Raw genomic sequence first — 16,609 nt, 5'->3', positions numbered from 1 at the left:
TGAACCAAGGTGGAATGCCCTGAAGCCCAGCCAGCATCTCAAGGAGCCGCTCTGCACAAAATCTATTACGTATGGAAACGTGAAAGACATGTAAGAGCAGCTTAGCATTAACCGATTCACCCGACCCTTGAGGAGCCAGAAACCGGAGCCGCCGCCCACATGTCCCTTCATCAAATCACTATGTCAAAGAGCGACAAAAACCGACGCCGTATCCCACCCCTCTTTCGTGGGGCGTTTGCGGCGCCTGGTTTTTGGTGACCGGCGAAGCAACTCGTGAAGAGCACCGCGTCGGTGGAGTGGCTTCTATGCCCGGCTTTTGATTCGGTCAACAGCCATTTGAAATTTTCTGTCTTTTTACCGACACACAGTCCCGAAACCCGCGGAAAACCGTGCTTTACGCCATCTCAACGGGTGGCGTTGCATGACGCTTCGGTGACCGACTCAACCGCCCTGCCCCCGAATCAGGGGCTCGAATCGCTCAAGGATCAGGTGCGCAGCGCCGTGATCTGGCGTTCGGGCATGCAGATTCTCGGGCAATTGCTGACCTGGGGCGCGACCTTCGTCGTGATTCGGCTGCTCAGCCCTGCGGATTACGGGCTGTTCGCGATGACGCAGGTCGTGCTGGTCCTGCTCAACATGCTCAACGGCTATGGACTGGCGAGCGCACTGGTCCAGCGCGGCGATGCCGGCCGGCACGCGCAGCGCCAATTGTTCGGGATGCTGATCCTGCTCAATCTCGGCCTCGCCGCGATCCAGTTCGCCTGCGCACCGCTTGCCGCGGCTTATTACCGCCAGCCGATGGTTGCCGAGCTGCTGCGTGTCCAGGCGATGCTCTATCTTGCGACGCCGTTCATTGCCCTCCCCTCCGCATTGCTCGCACGGCGGATGGATTTCCGCCGACAGGCGCAGGTGGAGTTCGTGTCGGGGATCGCCGGGGCGGCGACTGCCTTGATCGGGGCAACTTCGGGACTCGGAATATGGACCTTGGTCGCGGCGCCGATCGCCTTGTTCGCGGTGCGCGCCATGGGGATGACCTGGGCGGCGCAGGCGTGGATGTGGCCGAGCTTCGACTTTCGCGGCGCCGGCGACATCGCGCGCTATGGCGGCGTGATGGCGGCGGGGCAGATCTTCTGGTTCCTGCAGAGCCAGGCCGACATCTTCATCGCCGGGCGGCTGTTCGATCCGCATGTGCTGGGCATCTATACGACCAGTCTGTTCCTCACCCAGATCTTCGTCGCGAAGTTCGTGCCGCCGCTCAACGAGGTCGCCTTCTCGGCCTATGCCCGGCTGAAGCACGATCGTGCTGCGGTCGGCGCGGCGTTCGTCAAGTCGGCGCGCGTGATCTTCGTCGTCGCGATGCCCTTCTATCTCGGGCTGTCGGTCATTGCGCGGCCGCTGGTCGAGGTGGTGCTCGGGCCGAAATGGCTCGAAGCGGCACCGGTGGTGCAGTGGCTCGCGCTCGCCATGCCGATGATGACCTTGCAGACGCTCTATGCGCCGGCGAGCGATGCCTGCGGTCGGCCCGGGATCGGCGCGCGCAACGGCGCGACCGGCGCGCTCCTGCTCCCCGCGGCATTCCTGGTCGGGGTGCATTGGGGAGTCATGGGGCTGGTTGCGGCGTGGCTCGCCGCTTATCCGCTCTATCTGGCGATTGCGACCTGGCGGACGCTGCCGGTGATCGGCGTGCGGCTACGCGCGCTGCTCGGCGGGATCGCGCCGCCGATATTCGCGGCGGCGGCGATGGCGGCAACGGTCTCGCTGCTGGCACGGATGCTGCCGCCGCTTCCGGCGCTTGCGCAACTGGCGCTGCGCGTGAGCGCGGGCGTTGCGATCTATGGCGGCTGGCTAGCCCTGTTCGCACGCGAAACGCTCGACGAAGTGATCGCCCTCGCCCGCAAACGCCGCGGCTAGACCGCCTGGATATAGGCGCGCATCGCCTCGGCTTCGGACTCGATCCGCTCGATGCGGTATTTGACCAGGTCGCCGATCGAGATGAAGCCAATGCAGCGACCATTGTCGATCACCGGCAGATGGCGGACGCGGCGCCGGGTCATCAGCGCCAATGCGCCGAGCACCGATTCATCGGGCGCGACGGTGAGCGCGGGTGCGGTCATCACCTCGCGCACTTTGCGGTCGAGCGCCGCGGCGCCCTCGCGCTCGAGGCTGTAGATCACGTCGCGCTCGGAAAAGATGCCCGCCACAGTGTCGCCGTCCATCACCGGGACGGCGCCGATTCGGCGGCCAGCAAGCAGCGCCACCGCTTCGGCCACGGTGCGATCCCCCGCGATCGACACCACGTCATGGCCTTTTCCCCCCAGGATTGCCGCGATGGTCATCGCATGTCTCCGCTTTCGGGTTGAGGCGGTTGTTTCTCCCATGATTCGCGCCCAATTGCAAAGCCATGGGCACGCGCCACGATCTCGACGATCCGGACTATGCCGCATTCGCCTGGGGGCGCTATCGGCGGATCCTCAAGGCGATGGCGCTGGTCGCCTTGCTCACCGCGGGAGTCGCCGAGCTGGTGCTCCGGCTATGGCTGGGCGAGCTCAATTTCGTCACTGCCAGCGCCACGTTTCTCGGCGTGTTCCTGACGATGATGCTCGCCGCGGCGCTGATGGGGCTGATGTTCCTGAGCTCGGGCAGCGGTCATGACGCGCGAGTCGAGGACCGGCTCAAGGACGAGATCGACCTGGACTGAACTCAGCGCTCGAGCTTGAGCGCGAAGGCGAGGCTGGCGGTGCCCTGTGCCGGTACCGTTACCCGCCATGTCTTGACGCCCTTGCGCTCGACCATTTCGCCGTCCGCCGATGCCAGCTTGTACGGAATCGCCAGCTCGAAGACCTCGGGCGTGGCGCGGGCGTTGGCGACGTCGACCGTGAAGGGCTGGCGCCGGTCCGAGGGTGGGCGCGCGACGATCTGGTAGCGCAGATCGCTGCTATTGCCCGTCTCGAATTCGACTTCCTCGCCGACCGCGCGGTCAGTCAGGTTGCTTTCGCCGACGAGCAGCGATTCGCCCCGCGCGCGCTCGAAGATCGCGACCCGGCCGGCGGGGAGCGGCAAGCCCAGGCCCTGGCGGTCGACATTCTCGGTCCGTAGAATCCGCGCGGCGGCGATGCTGTCCAACGCCGCGTTATTGCGATCGTACTCGAACTGGTGGAAGGTCCCTTTATATATGCGCGCAAAGCGGACCTGCTTGCGGTCGATCATCGCGACCTGCTTGCGGCTTTGCGCCGCGACGGTAACGGGTTCGGGGATACGATAGAGCTTGAGGTCGCCGAGATCCTCCTGCTGCGCCACCATCACGGGGACGGGCGACGCCATCTGCACCACCATTCCGCGCCGTGTTCCGCTGACCACAATGTCCTCTGCCATACTAGCCATCGCCTCCGGCGCCGGTGCAGGCGGCGGCGGTGGGGCCGGCGGCTCGATGGCCCAGCGCGGATGGGTGCTGGTGATGTCCATCGGCCAGCATTGCAGATGAAGCTCGAGCGGCGACCCCTTGGGCAAGGCCGCCGCGGCTTCCTTGTGCGGCGCGCCCGCGACCGCGCTGGTGCGCGCATCGGCAAAGCCCTGGCTGCCGCCATTGGCGACGGTGAGCCAGGCAAACAGGTCGAGCGTCGCACCGTCGTCGGCGACCTGCGCGACGTAATTGGCCGACCAGTCGAACCCCTGGGCGAGGTACGAGATCTGCACCGTCACCGTTGCCGCGGCGGCGCTGTCGGTGGTCACCGACAAGGTCGGTTTCGCCGAGAGATCCGCAGGCACGCCGGGATAGGTCAGCCTTTCGGGCAGCCCCGAGCAGCCGAGCGCCTCGACTCCGTCGGCGGTGGTGAGCAGCACGCCGCCGCCGGGGCCCGACTGAATGATCGCCTCGCCTTCACGGACCTTGCCGGTCGCGCGATTGGTGCGGCGGATCGTCACGCGGCGCTTGAGATAGGCGTCGATCAGTGCCGCCGGCGACAGCAGCCGCGCGTCGCGATTCTTCTCGCCGACCTGGCGCGGCAGGCCGGTAACGATCGCGGTTTCGGGCATCATCCCTTCGGAGACGCCGACGAAGCGAATCACCGATTTGCCGGCGGGCACCCGGATCGTCCGCGTCTCGGTGACCAGGGCATAGCCGCGCGGCCAGCCGCCCGGCGGGATCGGTGCGACAATCTGCCCACGGCCCGGATCGCGGTAGAGCGTCACCGAGACCGAATCGATCCGGTCGGATTCGACCAAGGTCTGCCCCGTCGCGGGCGCGGCGGTGAGCAGCAGGCAGAATGCGAGAGCGGCGCCGCGCATCAGTAGCGCGTGTCGAACACCACGGTGACCGACGTCTTGCCGTTGGCGGGCACCGGCACCTTCCACTCCATCCGATCGGCGGAGACCCGCGCACCGACGATGCTCTGCTCGATCACCCGAACGTCGCCCCACAACCCGTTCTGCTCGAGATCGACGATCACCGGCGCAGACCGGGCGTTGGTGAAATCATAGCGCATTGCCGTCCGCCAGCGCGTCGACGACAACCGTTTGCGCTCGACCACCGTCGAGGTTCCCTTGACGTCGAATGCATCGCCGGTGCGAATCGACATGGCCGAGCCCATCGGCGCGGCATCGACGCGGCTCTCGCCGACGAACTGCGGATCGCCGCGGGCATCGCGCATATAGACGCGGATCGTCCCGGCCGGCAGCTGGTCGCCGAGCCCGCCATTCTTCGAGGTCGAGAATTTGAGCACGGTCGAGGCGCTGCCGGGCTCGGCATTGGTCTCCAGCCACTTGTTGACCCATTCATAGGTCTTGCGCGCGGGTGCGTCCTTCACGTCGAGAAAGCTGACCTGCTTCTGCTGGGCATTGGCGATCGTGGTGCGCTCGCCGAGCGGATAGAGGTAATAGTCGCCGAGCTTCTCGCGCGGACTGCTCTCGGTGCCGGCGGTTTCGATGGTCGAATCGCCAAGCTGGCCAAAGCGGGCATTGTTTCGATTGGGATCGCCAGCAACCAGCAGGACGTCGGCGTTGCGATAATTGGTGCCCGTGCTGTTGGTGAGCGTCACCCAGCCCTGCATGTCGATCGCGCTTTTGGTCTCGTCGAACAGCATGACATAGTCGCTGGTCCAGCCCAGCCCGGGCGTCAGATAGGTGAGCGTCGCGGGGACGCGCCCCGCCTGCGCCGCCTGGAGCGTCACCGACAAGGTGGGGCGCGCGCGCAGATTCTCAGGTACCTTGTCGAAGATCACCCGCACCGGCAGCCCGTCGTCGCGGAGCACTTCGATGCGGTTGCCGATCTGGAGGACGATCCCACCATTCGCCGCGAGCACCCGCGCCTGCTCGCGTGTCTCGGCCCCCGTCGCGGGATTGGTGCGCACGATCGTGACGACCGACCCGACCGCCTTTTCCATCAGCTTGTCGGGCGAGAGCAGATCGTAGTCGAAATTCTGCTCGACGATGCCGAGGCCGGGACCGGACAGGGTTACCGTCTCCGAGCGGATCTGCGCCGATACGTCGGGGAATTCCTGGCGCGTGCGGCCGGCGGCGAGGTCGAGCTGGCGCACGTCCTGCACCAAGGACTGGCCGTTCTGGTAGATGGTGACCGAGACGTCGCCCTGCGCGGTCTGGTCGGGGCCGGGCACCGAAGCCGGCGGGGTCTGCGCATGCGCGGCAAGCGGAAAAGCTGCCACGATAAGAGCCGTCAAACGCAAAGCATCCTCCCCCCAAGGCTTCTCAGGGGAGGATGCTAGCAGGTTGAGGGCGAAGGGCTAGAGCTTCCCGCTCTTCGATCGCAAGATCACCGTTCGCCCTGAGCTTGTCGAAGGGCACATGCCACGAGCAATATGCCTGCGGATGGCCGCCCTTCGACAGGCTCAGGGCGAACGGCTGGAAGTTAGGCGGCCGGCGGCACTTCCACATCGTCGCTCTTGGTGCGGCGGCGGCGCGGCTTCTTGGGCGCTTCCTCGGCATCGTTGGCGGCGGTCGCTTCGACGCCAAAGGCGGGCGGAAGGATCGCGGCGTCGATACCCTGCGCGGCATCGGCCTGCGCGCTTTCCTCGCGACGCGGACGGCCACGGCCGCGGGCGGCACGGGTGGGACGCTCTTCGGTCTCGCGCTGCTCCGGGAACAGCTCGGCCGCGGGCGCTTCGGACGCCTCGGCCTGATGGCCATTGGCATAGCCGTTCGCGGCATTGCCGTTGGGGCGGCGATCGCGGCGGGCTTCGCGGGGCTCGCGATCCTGGCGCGGTTCACGGTCCGGACGCGCTTCGCGGTCCTGGCGAGGCTCACGGTCTTGACGCGGCTCGCGGTCGTTGCGGGCTTCGCGGTCCTGGCGCTCGTAGCGCGGTTCGCGCTGCTGCCGGTCTTCGCGCTGCTGCGGCTGATCGTCGCCGCGATTGCCCTCAGCCTCGAAATCGAAATCCTCGTCGTCGCCGTCGATGTCGTTGCTCGGGCGGCGCTGCTGGGGCTGGTTGGGATTGGCCTCTTCGAAGCGCGAGCGAGTCTCGCTCAGCACCCGGAAATAGTGATCGGCGAACTGCAGATAATATTCGGCGTTGACCCGATCGCCCTGCATCTGCGCGTCACGCGCCAAGTTCTTGTACTTCTCGAGCAGCTGCGCCGCGTTGCCGCGCGCACGATTGTCGATGCGGTTGCCATTGCCCTGGTTGGGGCTGCCGCCCTGGCGCTGTTGACCACCACGACCGCGACGGCGGCCGTTATTAGCCTGACGATTGTTCATCAAGGTCTGTATGTCCTGTCTACTTAAGCCGTCCGTCGATCCATTCGGGGTCCCGGATGCGCGTTGCAATTGCGGACAGCGCCGAAAACCGGCGTTTCCGCTCGCCATGGCCGCCGGACTGCAGCGGCACACATGACATGGAGTGAGCCTTAGCCCTCTGCTTCAACAACGTGGTTGAAAGTGCCTCGCCCCGGCGCTGTCTTAGCCCGTGGAGCACCAATCTCCAAGCACATTTATGGGGTCGCGGTGCGCCGGTTTCAAGTAAGTAGTATCACGCGGGGACGCCCGCCGAGATCGTTATGGACCGCCGGCAGCAGCCCGCTTTCGAGCGCCAGGGCCGAGACCGGCTTGGCCTGGGTCCAGCCGATTTCGAGCAATGCTGCGCCGCCCGGCGCGAGCAAATCGGGCAGCGCGGGGATGATCCGGCGATAGTCGTCGAGGCCGTCGACGCCGGCGAACAGGGCCGAGGCAGGCTCGTGATCGCGGACCTCGGCGGGAAGCGGCTCGTGGGTGCCGATATAAGGCGGGTTGGCAAGGATCAGGTCGTATTGGCCTTCGAGACCCTGGGTCCAATCGCCTAGGCGGAATCCGGCGCGGTGCGCCATGCCGAGGCGCTCGGCATTGGCGCGGGCATAAGCGAGCGCCTGCTCGGACGCGTCGACGCCGAGGCCGCTCGCCTGCGGCCATTGGTCGAGCGCGGCGAGCAGCAGCGTGCCGGGGCCGGTGCCCAGGTCGAGGATGCGCGTCGGTGCGCGCTCGTCGAAATGGTCGATCGCCGCTTCGATCAGCGTCTCGCTGTCGGGGCGCGGGATCAGCGCGCCGGGGCCGACCGCGAGCTCGATCGTCCAGAAGGCGCGGGTGCCGGTGATATAGGCGACCGGCTCGTGCGCGAGGCGGCGTTGAAGGAGCGGCTCGAAGGTCGGGGGCACGGACTCGTCGAGGTGGCGGAGGAGCAGGTCGTTGCGCGCGACGCCGAGTGCGTGCGCCATGAGGAGTTCGGCGTCGAGACGGGGGGTGTCGGTGACCGCGGCGAGGCGCTGGGTGGCATCCACAAGGGCTGCGCGAACTCCCCTTCCGCTTGCGGGAGGGGTCGGGGGAGGGGCTGTCATGAAGCACCTCGCTCGCGGCGTTCCCCTCCCCTAACCCCTCCCGCAGGCGGGAGGGGACCAGGAAGAAGATCACCCATCCAATTGCGCCAGGCGGTCGGCCTCGTCCTGCGCGGTCAGTGCGGCAATCAGCTCGTCGAGCTCGCCTTCGAGGATTTCGGGCAGGCGGTGCAGCGTCAGGTTGATGCGATGGTCGGTCACCCGGCCCTGCGGATAGCTATAGGTGCGGATGCGCTCCGAGCGGTCGCCCGAGCCGACCATCGACTGGCGCGCGCCCGCCCGCGCACTGTTGAGCCGGTCGCGCTCGGCCTCGTACAGGCGGGTGCGCAGCACCTTCATCGCCTTGGCCTTGTTCTTGAGCTGCGAGCGCTCGTCCTGCTGGATGACGATCGTGCCGGTCGGCAAATGGGTGATGCGCACCGCCGAATCGGTGGTGTTGACCCCCTGCCCGCCCGGCCCGGACGCGCGGTAGATGTCGATGCGGAGGTCCTTCTCGTCGATGCGGATGTCGGCTTCCTCGGCCTCGGGCAGCACCGCGACCGTCGCCGCAGAGGTGTGGATCCGCCCGCCCGCCTCGGTCGCGGGAACGCGCTGGACGCGGTGGACGCCGCTTTCGAACTTCAGCTTCGCGAACACGCCGACGCCGGTGACGCTGAGCACGACTTCCTTGTAGCCGCCGAATTCCGATTCGGAGGCCGAGATCAATTCGATTCGCCAGCCCATGCGGTCGGCATAGCGCTGATACATGCGGAGCAGGTCGCCGGCGAACAAAGCCGCCTCGTCGCCGCCGACGCCGGCGCGGATTTCGAGCATCGCCGGGCGCTCGTCGGCGGCATCCTTGGGGAGCAGGGCCAGCGCGAGCTTGCGGTCCGCCGCGGCAAGCGCTTCGTCATTGGCGCGCAGTTCCTCGATCGCCATCGCGCGCAGTTCCTCGTCGGCGTCCTGCGTCATGTGCTGGAGGCTGCCCGCCTCGGCACGCAGCCGCCGCACCTCGCCCGCGGCGAGCGCGACCGGCTCGAGCTCGGCATATTCCTTCGAGGTCTGGACGAACTTGTCGCCCGACAAGTCGCCGGTCGCCATCAGCGCCTGCAACTCGTCGCGGCGCGCCTCGATCGCGGCGATACGGTCGGCGGGGATGGAGATCATGACAATTTTTCAGTCACGGAGGCGATAATCATGCTGAACTGATCAGGATGTGGAGCCGCCGTGCGCAACGCTCGCTCGCTCACATGCACCTTCCCGTCCCTCCGCGAGAGGGAGATCGCATAGGTGGGATCGCTCTTGAGCGCCTTGTCGTAGCGCTTTCGCGGGCTGCCAGTGACCACCGCTTCCGCCGCAAAGCCGGCGCGGCGCAGCTTCGACACCAGCGCCAACGCCGGCAGGCCGAATTCATCGGCTTCGGCGACCACAACGATATCGACCGCTTCCTTGCCCGGCTCCTCGATCAACATCGCCAGCCGCTCGACGCCCGCCGCCCAGCCCACGCCCGCTGTCTCCGGCCCGCCGAGCGAACCGATCAGCCCGTCATAGCGGCCGCCGGCGAGGACGGTGCCCTGCGCGCCGAGGCGGTCGGTGACGAATTCGAAGGCGGTGTGGCGGTAATAATCGAGCCCGCGCACCAATCGCGCGTTGCGGGTCCACTTCACCCCGGCCGCGTCGAGGCCGTCGGTGACCGCCTTGAAGAAGGCCGATGCCTCCCCGGTCAGATAGGCGTCGATATCGGGCGCGCTGTCGGCGATCGGGCGGTCGCGCGGGTCCTTCGAATCGAGGATGCGCATCGGATTCTTGTCGAGGCGGACCTGACTGTCCTCGGACAGCGCGTCGCGGTGCGCCTCGAAATGCGCGACCAGAGCGGTGCGCCACGCGTCGCGGGTCTCGGCGTCGCCCAGGGTGTTGAGCTGGAGCGTCACGCCCTCGGCGATGCCGAGCTCGTGGAGCAACTGATCGGCGAGCACGAGCAGTTCGACATCCGCCGAGGGCTCGGCCGCGCCGATGATCTCGCTATCGATCTGGTGGAACTGGCGGAAGCGGCCCTTCTGGGGACGCTCGTAGCGGAACACCGGGCCGGCCGTGACCAGCTTGAGCGGCGCGTATTGCTGCCAGCCCTCGGTGATGTACGCGCGAGCGATCCCGGCGGTGAATTCGGGGCGCAGCGTGATCGAGTCGCCGCCGCGGTCCTCGAAGGTGTACATTTCCTTCGAGACGACGTCGCTGGTCTCGCCCATCGAGCGGGCGAAGACGCCGGTCGCCTCGAACACGGGGATGTCGACGCGCTGGAAGCAATAGAGCCGCCGGACGCGCTCGAACGTGTCGAGCACGTGCGCGAAGCGCCGCTGCTCGTCGCCGAAAATGTCCTGGGTGCCCCGGATGCGCTTGGGGGTTTCGATACGTGCCATTTCGCGCGGGTTTCTAAGGCGTTCGCAAAATTTGCGCCACTCCCTTTAAATGCGCCGCCGCACGCCCATATTCCGAAGCGAGTTCAACAACATGGAAGGAGGTGATCGAATGTCTCATTGTCAAACGCCGTCTGCGGCGCGCACTCAGCTTTCGGTTGGCTTCGTCGGAGCCGCCTGCTGAGGCATTGAATATAAGTCGCTCGCCGCAGTGGCTGACAATGGAAAGGTCGCTTCCCGAAAGGGGAGCGGCCTTTCGTGTATCCGGCGTTATCGTGTATCTGGAATGTGTCTGACACATCCTGATACATTTCTTCCCTAGTAGCACCGCAACCAGCTGCCCTATGGGCGAGTTTCGGAACTGAACTGCGCCGTCTCAAGGCGCTACGAGCGGGTCTGCGAATTGAATCTGACACCTTCGAACCTCCCCGGCCGATCGGCCACGGCGCTCGCTGTGGCGCTTCTCCTCACCGCGTGCGGCAGCGGCGGCGGCGACGCCCAGAAAAAGGGCGGGCGCGGCCAAAGCGGGCCGGCGCAGGTCGGCTTCGTCGTCGTCCAGCCGACCAGCGTGCCGGTCGTCACCGAGCTGTCGGGCCGCGTCACTGCCTTCCAGACGTCCGAGGTGCGGCCGCAAGTCGCCGGTATCGTCCAGCGGCGTTTCTTCACCGAGGGCTCGATCGTCCGCGCAGGCCAGACGCTCTACCAGATCGATCCGAGCATCTATCAGGCGCAGGCCGCCGAGGCGCAGGCCAACCTGCAGAGCGCGCGCGCGACTGCCGAGGCGGCCCGCATCCGCGCCGAGCGCTATCGCCCGCTCGCCAAGATGGAGGCGGTCAGCCAGCAGGACTATACCGACGCCGCGGCGACGGCGCGCCAAGCCTCGGCCGCGGTCGCGCAGAACAACGCCCAGCTGCGCAGCGCCCAGATCAACCTGCGCTTCACCCGCGTCCCCGCCCCGATCACTGGCCGGATCGGCCGCTCGCTGGTCACCCAGGGGGCACTGGTGACGACCAACCAGACCGATCCGCTCGCGGTGATCCAGCGGCTCGACCCGATCTTCGTCGACATCCAGCAATCGAGCGCCGACATGCTTGCATTGCGCAAGTCGCTGGCCAAAGGCGGGCTCGCGCCGGCGAGCGCGGTGGTCCGGCTCAAGCTCGAGGACGGCAGCGACTACGGCCAGACCGGCACGGTCGAATTCTCCGAGGTGATGGTCAACGAGAATACCGGGACGGTGACGCTGCGCGCGCGCTTCCCCAATCCCGAAGGCCTGCTGCTGCCCGGCATGTTCGCCCGCGCCTCGTTCGCGCAGGCGATCGATCGCCAGGCTTTCCTGGTGCCGCAAGCCGGGCTGTCGCGCGATCCCAAGGGCAACGCGACGGTCTATGTCGTCGGCCCGGGCAACCGCGCGGTGGCGCGCACCGTGGTCGCCGAACGCACGCTCGGCGCGAACTGGGTGGTGACGCAGGGGCTCGCGCCCGGCGACATGGTGATCGTCCAGGGCACCGCCAATCTACGCCCCGACGCCGAGATCCGCCCGGTTCCCTATACCGCGCCGCAGAAGATCGAGGCGCCGAAGGGCGGCGGCCAAGGCGGCCAAGGCGCGCAGGGCGGCGCTGCGAAGAAGGGCGGCTGACCCGGCATGTCTCGCATTTTCATCGATCGCCCGATCTTCGCCTGGGTGATCGCGATCATCATCATGCTGATGGGCGTCGGCGCGATCATGTCGCTGCCGATCGCGCAATATCCCGATGTCGCGCCGCCGCAGGTCAACATCCGCGCCTCCTATCCCGGCGCATCGGCCGAGACGGTGCAAAATTCGGTCACCCAGGTGATCGAGCAGCAGCTCACCGGGATCGACGGCCTCATCTATTTCAGCTCGTCCTCGACCGCGCGGGGACAGGTCAACATCTCGGCGACCTTCGAGAAGGGCACCGATCCGGACATCGCGCAGGTCCAGGTCCAGAACCAGGTCCAGCAGGCGCTGTCGCGCTTGCCGCAGCAGGTCCAGCAGCAAGGGCTGCGGGTCACCAAGTCGAACCCCGACTTCCTGATGATCGTCGGCGTCTATGACGAGACCGACAAGCGGACCAACCAGGACGTGTCGGACTGGCTCGCCTCCAACCTGCAGGACCCGCTCGCGCGCACCCCCGGCGTCGGCGACACCAATGTGTTCGGTGCGCCCTACGCGATGCGGATCTGGCTGAACCCCGATCGGCTGGCGAGCTACTCGCTGATGCCGAGCGACGTGGTCACCGCGATCACCAACCAGAATACCGAAGTCGCCGCGGGCGAGATCGGCGGCCAGCCGCAGCCGAGCACGCAGATGCTCAACGCGACGGTCACCGCGCAGTCGCGCCTCCAGACCCCGGCGCAGTTCGAGAAGATCATCCTCAAGACCGAAAGCAACGGCGCGACCGTGCTGCTCAAGGACGTCGCGCGGGTCGAGCTCGGCGCCGAGAGCTACAATGCGGTCAGCCGCGTCAACGGCCATCCCGGCGCGGGCATCGCGGTGAGCCTCGCTCCCGGCGCCGACGCGCTCGAGACCGCGGAGCTGGTCAAGGCGCAGGTCGAGAAGATCTCGCGCAGCTTCCCTCCGGGTTTCAAGGCGGCCTACGCCAACGACACCACGGCATTCATCAAGCTGTCGATCGAGGAAGTGGTCAAGACGCTGTTCGAGGCGATCGTCCTCGTCGTGATCGTGATGTTCATCTTCCTGCAGAACTGGCGCGCGACCTTGATCCCGTTCATCGCGGTGCCGGTGGTGCTGCTCGGCACCTTCGCGGTGTTCTACGCGCTCGGCTTCTCGATCAACACGCTGACCCTGTTCGGGCTGGTGCTCGCGATCGGCATGCTCGTCGACGATGCGATCGTCGTGGTCGAGAATGTCGAGCGTCTGATGGAGGAGGATCCCGACCTTTCCCCGCGCGACGCGACAATCCAGTCGATGGAGCAGATCCAGTTCGCTTTGGTCGGCATCGGCCTCGTGCTCTCGGCGGTGTTCCTGCCGATGGCGTTCTTCGGCGGTTCCACGGGGGTGATCTACCGGCAATTCTCGGTGACGATCGTCTCGGCGATGGTGCTGTCGGTGCTCGTCGCGCTGATCCTGACGCCGGCGCTCACCGCGACCCTGCTCAAGAAGAAGAGCGAGGAGCATAATGGCTGGGTCGAGCGGCGCTTCCCCGCGGTCGGCCGCTTCTTCGCGCGCGCGCGCGACGGCTTTAACCGCCGCTTCGACGCAGGAGTGGAGCGCTATGTCGGAGGCGTCACCAAGGTCGTCGACCGCAAATGGCTGTTCCTGCTGATCTATGCCGGAGTCTGCCTGCTGCTCGTGCTGATGTTCACCCGCCTGCCCACCGGCTTCCTGCCGACAGAGGACCAGGGCGCGGCGTCGGTCCAGTTCCGCCTTCCCGCCGGGGCGACGCAGAGCCGCACCCAGGAAGTGCAGCGCGCGGTCGAGAAGTATTTCATGGAGCAGGAAGGCAAGAATTCGGCGACGATGTTCACCGTGACCGGCGGCGGTGGCGGCGGCGGCGCGAGCGGCCAGAACACCGGACAAGGCTTCATCAACCTCGCCGACTGGTCCGAGCGCAAGGGCAAGGAAAACGGCGCCGAGGCGATCGTCCAGCGCGCCTCGGGCGCATTCCGCAACTTCCGCGACGCGCAGGTCTTCGCGCTGGTGCCGCCGGCGATCCGCGGGCTCGGCCAGTCGAGCGGGTTCACGATGCAGCTCCAGAATGCCAGCGGCATGCCGCGCGAGCAGTTCCTCGCCGCGCGCGACAAATTGCTCGCCGCCGCGAATGGCGATCCCGACCTCGCGCAGGTACGCCTGTCGGACCTGCCCGACGTCGCGACGCTCAAGGTCGATATCGACCAGCAGAAGCTCTCGGCACTCGGTCTCGCCCAGGGCGACGTCAATTCGACGCTGTCGACCGCCTGGGGCGGCCGTTACGTCAACGACTTCATCGATCGCGGCCGCGTCAAGCGCGTCTACGTCCAGGGCGATGCGCAATATCGCGCCGCGCCGGACAACATCAATCAATGGTTCGTGCGGACGAGCAGCGGCCAGATGGCGCCGTTCTCCTCGTTCGCGCAGACCAGCTGGGCGACTGCGCCGACGACGATGTCGCGTTTTCAGGGCATTCCGGCGTTCGAGATCCAGGGCCAGGCCGCACCGGGCAAGAGCTCGGGCGACGCGATGCGCCGGATGGAAGAGCTCGCTGCGCAAATCCCGGGGACCAGCGTCGCCTGGTCGGGACTGTCGTTCCAGGAGCGGCTGTCCTCGGGGCAGGCACCGTATCTCTATGCGGTGTCGCTGATCGTCGTCTTCCTGTGCCTCGCGGCATTGTACGAGAGCTGGAGCATTCCGCTCGCGGTGCTGCTGGTGATCCCGCTCGGGCTGGTCGGCGCGGTGTTCGCAGTGACGCTGCGGGGGCTGCAGAACGACGTCTATCTGCAGATCGGGCTGCTCACCACGATGGGCCTCGCCGCCAAAAACGCGATCCTGATGATCGAGTTCGCCGAGCGCGCCGAGAAGGAAGGCAAGCGCGTGATCGACGCGGCGCTCGAGGCGGCGCGGATCCGGTTGCGCCCGATCCTGATGACGTCGCTGGCGTTCATCTTCGGCGTGCTGCCGCTGGCGATCTCGACCGGCGCCGGCGCCAACAGCCGCATCGCGATCGGCACCGCAGTGATCGGCGGCATGCTGACCGCGACGATCCTCGCGATCTTCTACATCCCCTTGTTCTTCGTGCTGGTCCGCCGCGGCGTGCGCGACGGGCTCAAGGCCGTGCGCGAGCGGCATGCGCACCACCGGGAGTCCGAGGCATGAGCTTCCGCACCTTCTCTGTCACCCCGGCCGAAGTGCCGGGGTCCACTTTGCCGCACGCGAGCGCCTCTCCCCTCTTACCCTTGCACAAGGCCGGGATGGCGATGGGGGCGGTTCTGGCCCTCGCCCTCGCCGGTTGCTCGATGGATCCCAAATACGTCCAGCCGGCCGCGCCGGTGCCGCCGTCCTGGCCGGTGGGCGATGCCTATCTCGACCGCAGCGAGGCGGCGCTGCCCACGGTCACCTATCGCGACATCTTCCGCGACGCGCGGCTCCAGAAGCTGATCGAACGCGCGCTTGCCGAGAATCGCGACCTGCGCCTCGCCGCGGCGAACATCCGCGCGGCGCGCGAGCAATATCGCATCCAGCGCGCCGATCGGCTGCCCGAAGTCGCCGCCGGCGCTGGAGCTACGGTGTCGAACGGCCAGAGCAGCGCCTCGGCCGGCAATGGCGCATCGGGTTCGAACGCCGGGACCCGCACGCGCTTTACCGCCGATGTCGGCGTCACCGGGTTCGAGCTCGACCTATTCGGATGGGTGGCTTCGCTGACTCGCGCCGAGCAGAACCGCTATTTCGCCACCGAGGCGGGGGCGCGGGCGACGTACCTGACGCTGGTCGGCGACATCGCCGACGCCTGGCTGCGCTATGCCGCCGATGCCAGCCTCCTCAAGATCGCGCAGGACACCGCGGCGAATTCGGAGAACAGCGTCCGGCTGACCCGCGCGCGGCTACAGGGCGGGATCGCGCCGCGGACCGACCTGCGCCAGGCCGAGCAGGTGCTTGAGACCGCGCGCGCCGACCTGGCCGAGCAGCGCACCGCGCTCGCACAGGATATTAATGCGCTGCAATTGCTGATCGGCGCGCCGGTCGATCCGGCGCTGCTTCCCGCCTCGCTCGACGAGGCCGCGCCGACGATTGCGGAGCTTCCCGCCGGAATCGATTCGAGCGTGCTGCTGCGCCGGCCCGACGTGGTGCAGGCCGAATATACACTGCGCGCCGCCAATGCCGAGATCGGCGCGGCGCGCGCGGCGCTGTTCCCGCGCATCTCGCTGACCGGGCTGCTCGGCATCGCGAGCAACGCCCTGACCGGACTGTTCAGCGGCAACGGGTTCAACTGGTCGGGGGGCGCCGACGCGAGCTATTCGATCTTCAACGCCGGCGCCGGCCGCGCCAATGTCCGGCTGACCGAGGCGCAGCGCGATGCGGCGGTCGCCACTTATGAGCGCACGATCCAGACGGCGTTCCGCGAAGTCGCCGACGGGCTGGCCCGGCGCGGCACGATCACCGAGCAGGTCCGCGCAACCCAGGCGCAGAGCGATGCCGCGGCCGATACCTTCCGCCTCGCCGAGGCGCGCTATCGCGGCGGGATCGATACTTTCCTGTCGAGCCTGGACGCGCAGCGCTCGCTCTATGCGGCGCGGCGCACGCTGGTGAACACGCGGCTGGTGCAGGCGAGCAATCTGGTGACGCTGTACCGCACGCTGGGCGGCGATTCGCTGCTCCGCGCGACGCCGCGGGGGCCGGTGGCTACGAACGATACGGCGGCACCTTAGCCCTCCCCTCCCGCTTGCGGGAG

Annotated in this window: 12 protein-coding genes; 5 read left to right on the top strand and 7 right to left on the bottom strand. The window is 67.2% G+C overall.

Annotated features, from left to right (window positions below; all coding sequences use genetic code 11):
* Window positions 1-432 precede the first annotated feature (432 nt).
* Window positions 433-1,911 (top strand): lipopolysaccharide biosynthesis protein, encoded by a 1,479-nt coding sequence (locus tag AC3WJI_RS16655; RefSeq protein ID WP_492758403.1) that lies wholly within the window; start codon window positions 433-435, stop codon window positions 1,909-1,911.
* Here the strand turns inward: AC3WJI_RS16655 and AC3WJI_RS16650 are convergent.
* Window positions 1,908-2,336 carry a CBS domain-containing protein gene (locus AC3WJI_RS16650; protein WP_492758402.1) on the bottom strand — a complete coding sequence of 143 codons (429 nt, stop codon included), beginning with the start codon at window positions 2,334-2,336 and terminating at the stop codon, window positions 1,908-1,910. The genes AC3WJI_RS16655 and AC3WJI_RS16650 overlap by 4 nt on opposite strands.
* Window positions 2,337-2,401: 65 nt before the next feature.
* On the opposite strand from AC3WJI_RS16650, the gene AC3WJI_RS16645 reads away from it, so the two are divergent.
* Window positions 2,402-2,698 carry a hypothetical protein gene (locus AC3WJI_RS16645; protein WP_492758401.1) on the top strand — a complete coding sequence of 99 codons (297 nt, stop codon included), beginning with the start codon at window positions 2,402-2,404 and terminating at the stop codon, window positions 2,696-2,698.
* A gap of 2 nt (window positions 2,699-2,700) precedes the next feature.
* Here AC3WJI_RS16645 and AC3WJI_RS16640 read toward each other — a convergent pair whose 3' ends face one another.
* The 6 genes from AC3WJI_RS16640 to hisS all read right to left on the bottom strand — a co-directional run bounded on the left by AC3WJI_RS16640 (window position 2,701) and on the right by hisS (window position 10,208).
* On the bottom strand, window positions 2,701-4,284 hold the full coding sequence (locus tag AC3WJI_RS16640) for a DUF4139 domain-containing protein (protein WP_492758400.1): 1,584 nt from the start codon (window positions 4,282-4,284) through the stop codon (window positions 2,701-2,703).
* Window positions 4,284-5,657 (bottom strand): DUF4139 domain-containing protein, encoded by a 1,374-nt coding sequence (locus AC3WJI_RS16635; RefSeq protein ID WP_492758399.1) that lies wholly within the window; start codon window positions 5,655-5,657, stop codon window positions 4,284-4,286. The genes AC3WJI_RS16640 and AC3WJI_RS16635 overlap by 1 nt, the downstream gene beginning before the upstream one ends.
* A 203-nt stretch (window positions 5,658-5,860) precedes the next feature.
* Complete coding sequence (locus AC3WJI_RS16630; RefSeq protein ID WP_492758398.1) at window positions 5,861-6,709, bottom strand: DUF4167 domain-containing protein; 849 nt, start codon at window positions 6,707-6,709, stop codon at window positions 5,861-5,863.
* A 254-nt stretch (window positions 6,710-6,963) separates the two neighbouring features.
* The gene (gene prmC, locus AC3WJI_RS16625; protein ID WP_492758397.1) at window positions 6,964-7,815 is read right to left on the bottom strand and encodes a peptide chain release factor N(5)-glutamine methyltransferase; all 852 of its coding nucleotides are present in this window, start codon (window positions 7,813-7,815) and stop codon (window positions 6,964-6,966) included.
* A 69-nt stretch (window positions 7,816-7,884) separates the two neighbouring features.
* Window positions 7,885-8,958 carry a peptide chain release factor 1 gene (gene prfA, locus AC3WJI_RS16620; RefSeq protein ID WP_492758396.1) on the bottom strand — a complete coding sequence of 358 codons (1,074 nt, stop codon included), beginning with the start codon at window positions 8,956-8,958 and terminating at the stop codon, window positions 7,885-7,887.
* The gene (gene hisS / locus AC3WJI_RS16615) at window positions 8,955-10,208 is read right to left on the bottom strand and encodes a histidine--tRNA ligase (RefSeq protein WP_492758395.1); all 1,254 of its coding nucleotides are present in this window, start codon (window positions 10,206-10,208) and stop codon (window positions 8,955-8,957) included. The genes prfA and hisS overlap by 4 nt, the downstream gene beginning before the upstream one ends.
* Window positions 10,209-10,659: 451 nt before the next feature.
* Between hisS and AC3WJI_RS16610 the strand changes: the two genes are divergently transcribed.
* From AC3WJI_RS16610 to AC3WJI_RS16600, 3 genes are all read left to right on the top strand, one after another.
* A complete protein-coding gene (locus AC3WJI_RS16610) occupies window positions 10,660-11,841 on the top strand; it encodes an efflux RND transporter periplasmic adaptor subunit (protein WP_492758394.1) in 1,182 nt (393 codons plus the stop codon).
* A 6-nt stretch (window positions 11,842-11,847) separates the two neighbouring features.
* Entirely contained in the window at window positions 11,848-15,036 is a 3,189-nt protein-coding gene (locus tag AC3WJI_RS16605; RefSeq protein WP_492758393.1) for an efflux RND transporter permease subunit, read from the top strand.
* 95 nt (window positions 15,037-15,131) lie between these two features.
* Window positions 15,132-16,586: an efflux transporter outer membrane subunit gene (locus AC3WJI_RS16600; protein ID WP_492758404.1), complete on the top strand. Its 1,455-nt coding sequence runs from the start codon at window positions 15,132-15,134 to the stop codon at window positions 16,584-16,586.
* The last annotated feature ends 23 nt before the right edge of the window (window positions 16,587-16,609 follow it).

Source organism: Sphingomonas sp. FW306-1B-B10E, from assembly GCF_058782005.1.
Note: the sequence above shows the minus strand (reverse complement) of the source record. Positions and strands in the feature narration are given on the sequence as shown.

Excerpts from the sequence above, each read along its gene's own strand:
- AC3WJI_RS16650 (WP_492758402.1), bottom strand. The coding sequence starts at position 2,336 with ATGACCATCGCGGCAATCCTGGGGGGAAAAGGCCATGACGTGGTGTCG.
- AC3WJI_RS16645 (WP_492758401.1), top strand. The coding sequence starts at position 2,402 with ATGGGCACGCGCCACGATCTCGACGATCCGGACTATGCCGCATTCGCC.
- AC3WJI_RS16640 (WP_492758400.1), bottom strand. The coding sequence starts at position 4,284 with ATGCGCGGCGCCGCTCTCGCATTCTGCCTGCTGCTCACCGCCGCGCCC.
- prmC (WP_492758397.1), bottom strand. The coding sequence starts at position 7,815 with ATGACAGCCCCTCCCCCGACCCCTCCCGCAAGCGGAAGGGGAGTTCGC.
- prfA (WP_492758396.1), bottom strand. The coding sequence starts at position 8,958 with ATGATCTCCATCCCCGCCGACCGTATCGCCGCGATCGAGGCGCGCCGC.
- hisS (WP_492758395.1), bottom strand. The coding sequence starts at position 10,208 with ATGGCACGTATCGAAACCCCCAAGCGCATCCGGGGCACCCAGGACATT.
- AC3WJI_RS16605 (WP_492758393.1), top strand. The coding sequence starts at position 11,848 with ATGTCTCGCATTTTCATCGATCGCCCGATCTTCGCCTGGGTGATCGCG.
- AC3WJI_RS16600 (WP_492758404.1), top strand. The coding sequence starts at position 15,132 with ATGGCGATGGGGGCGGTTCTGGCCCTCGCCCTCGCCGGTTGCTCGATG.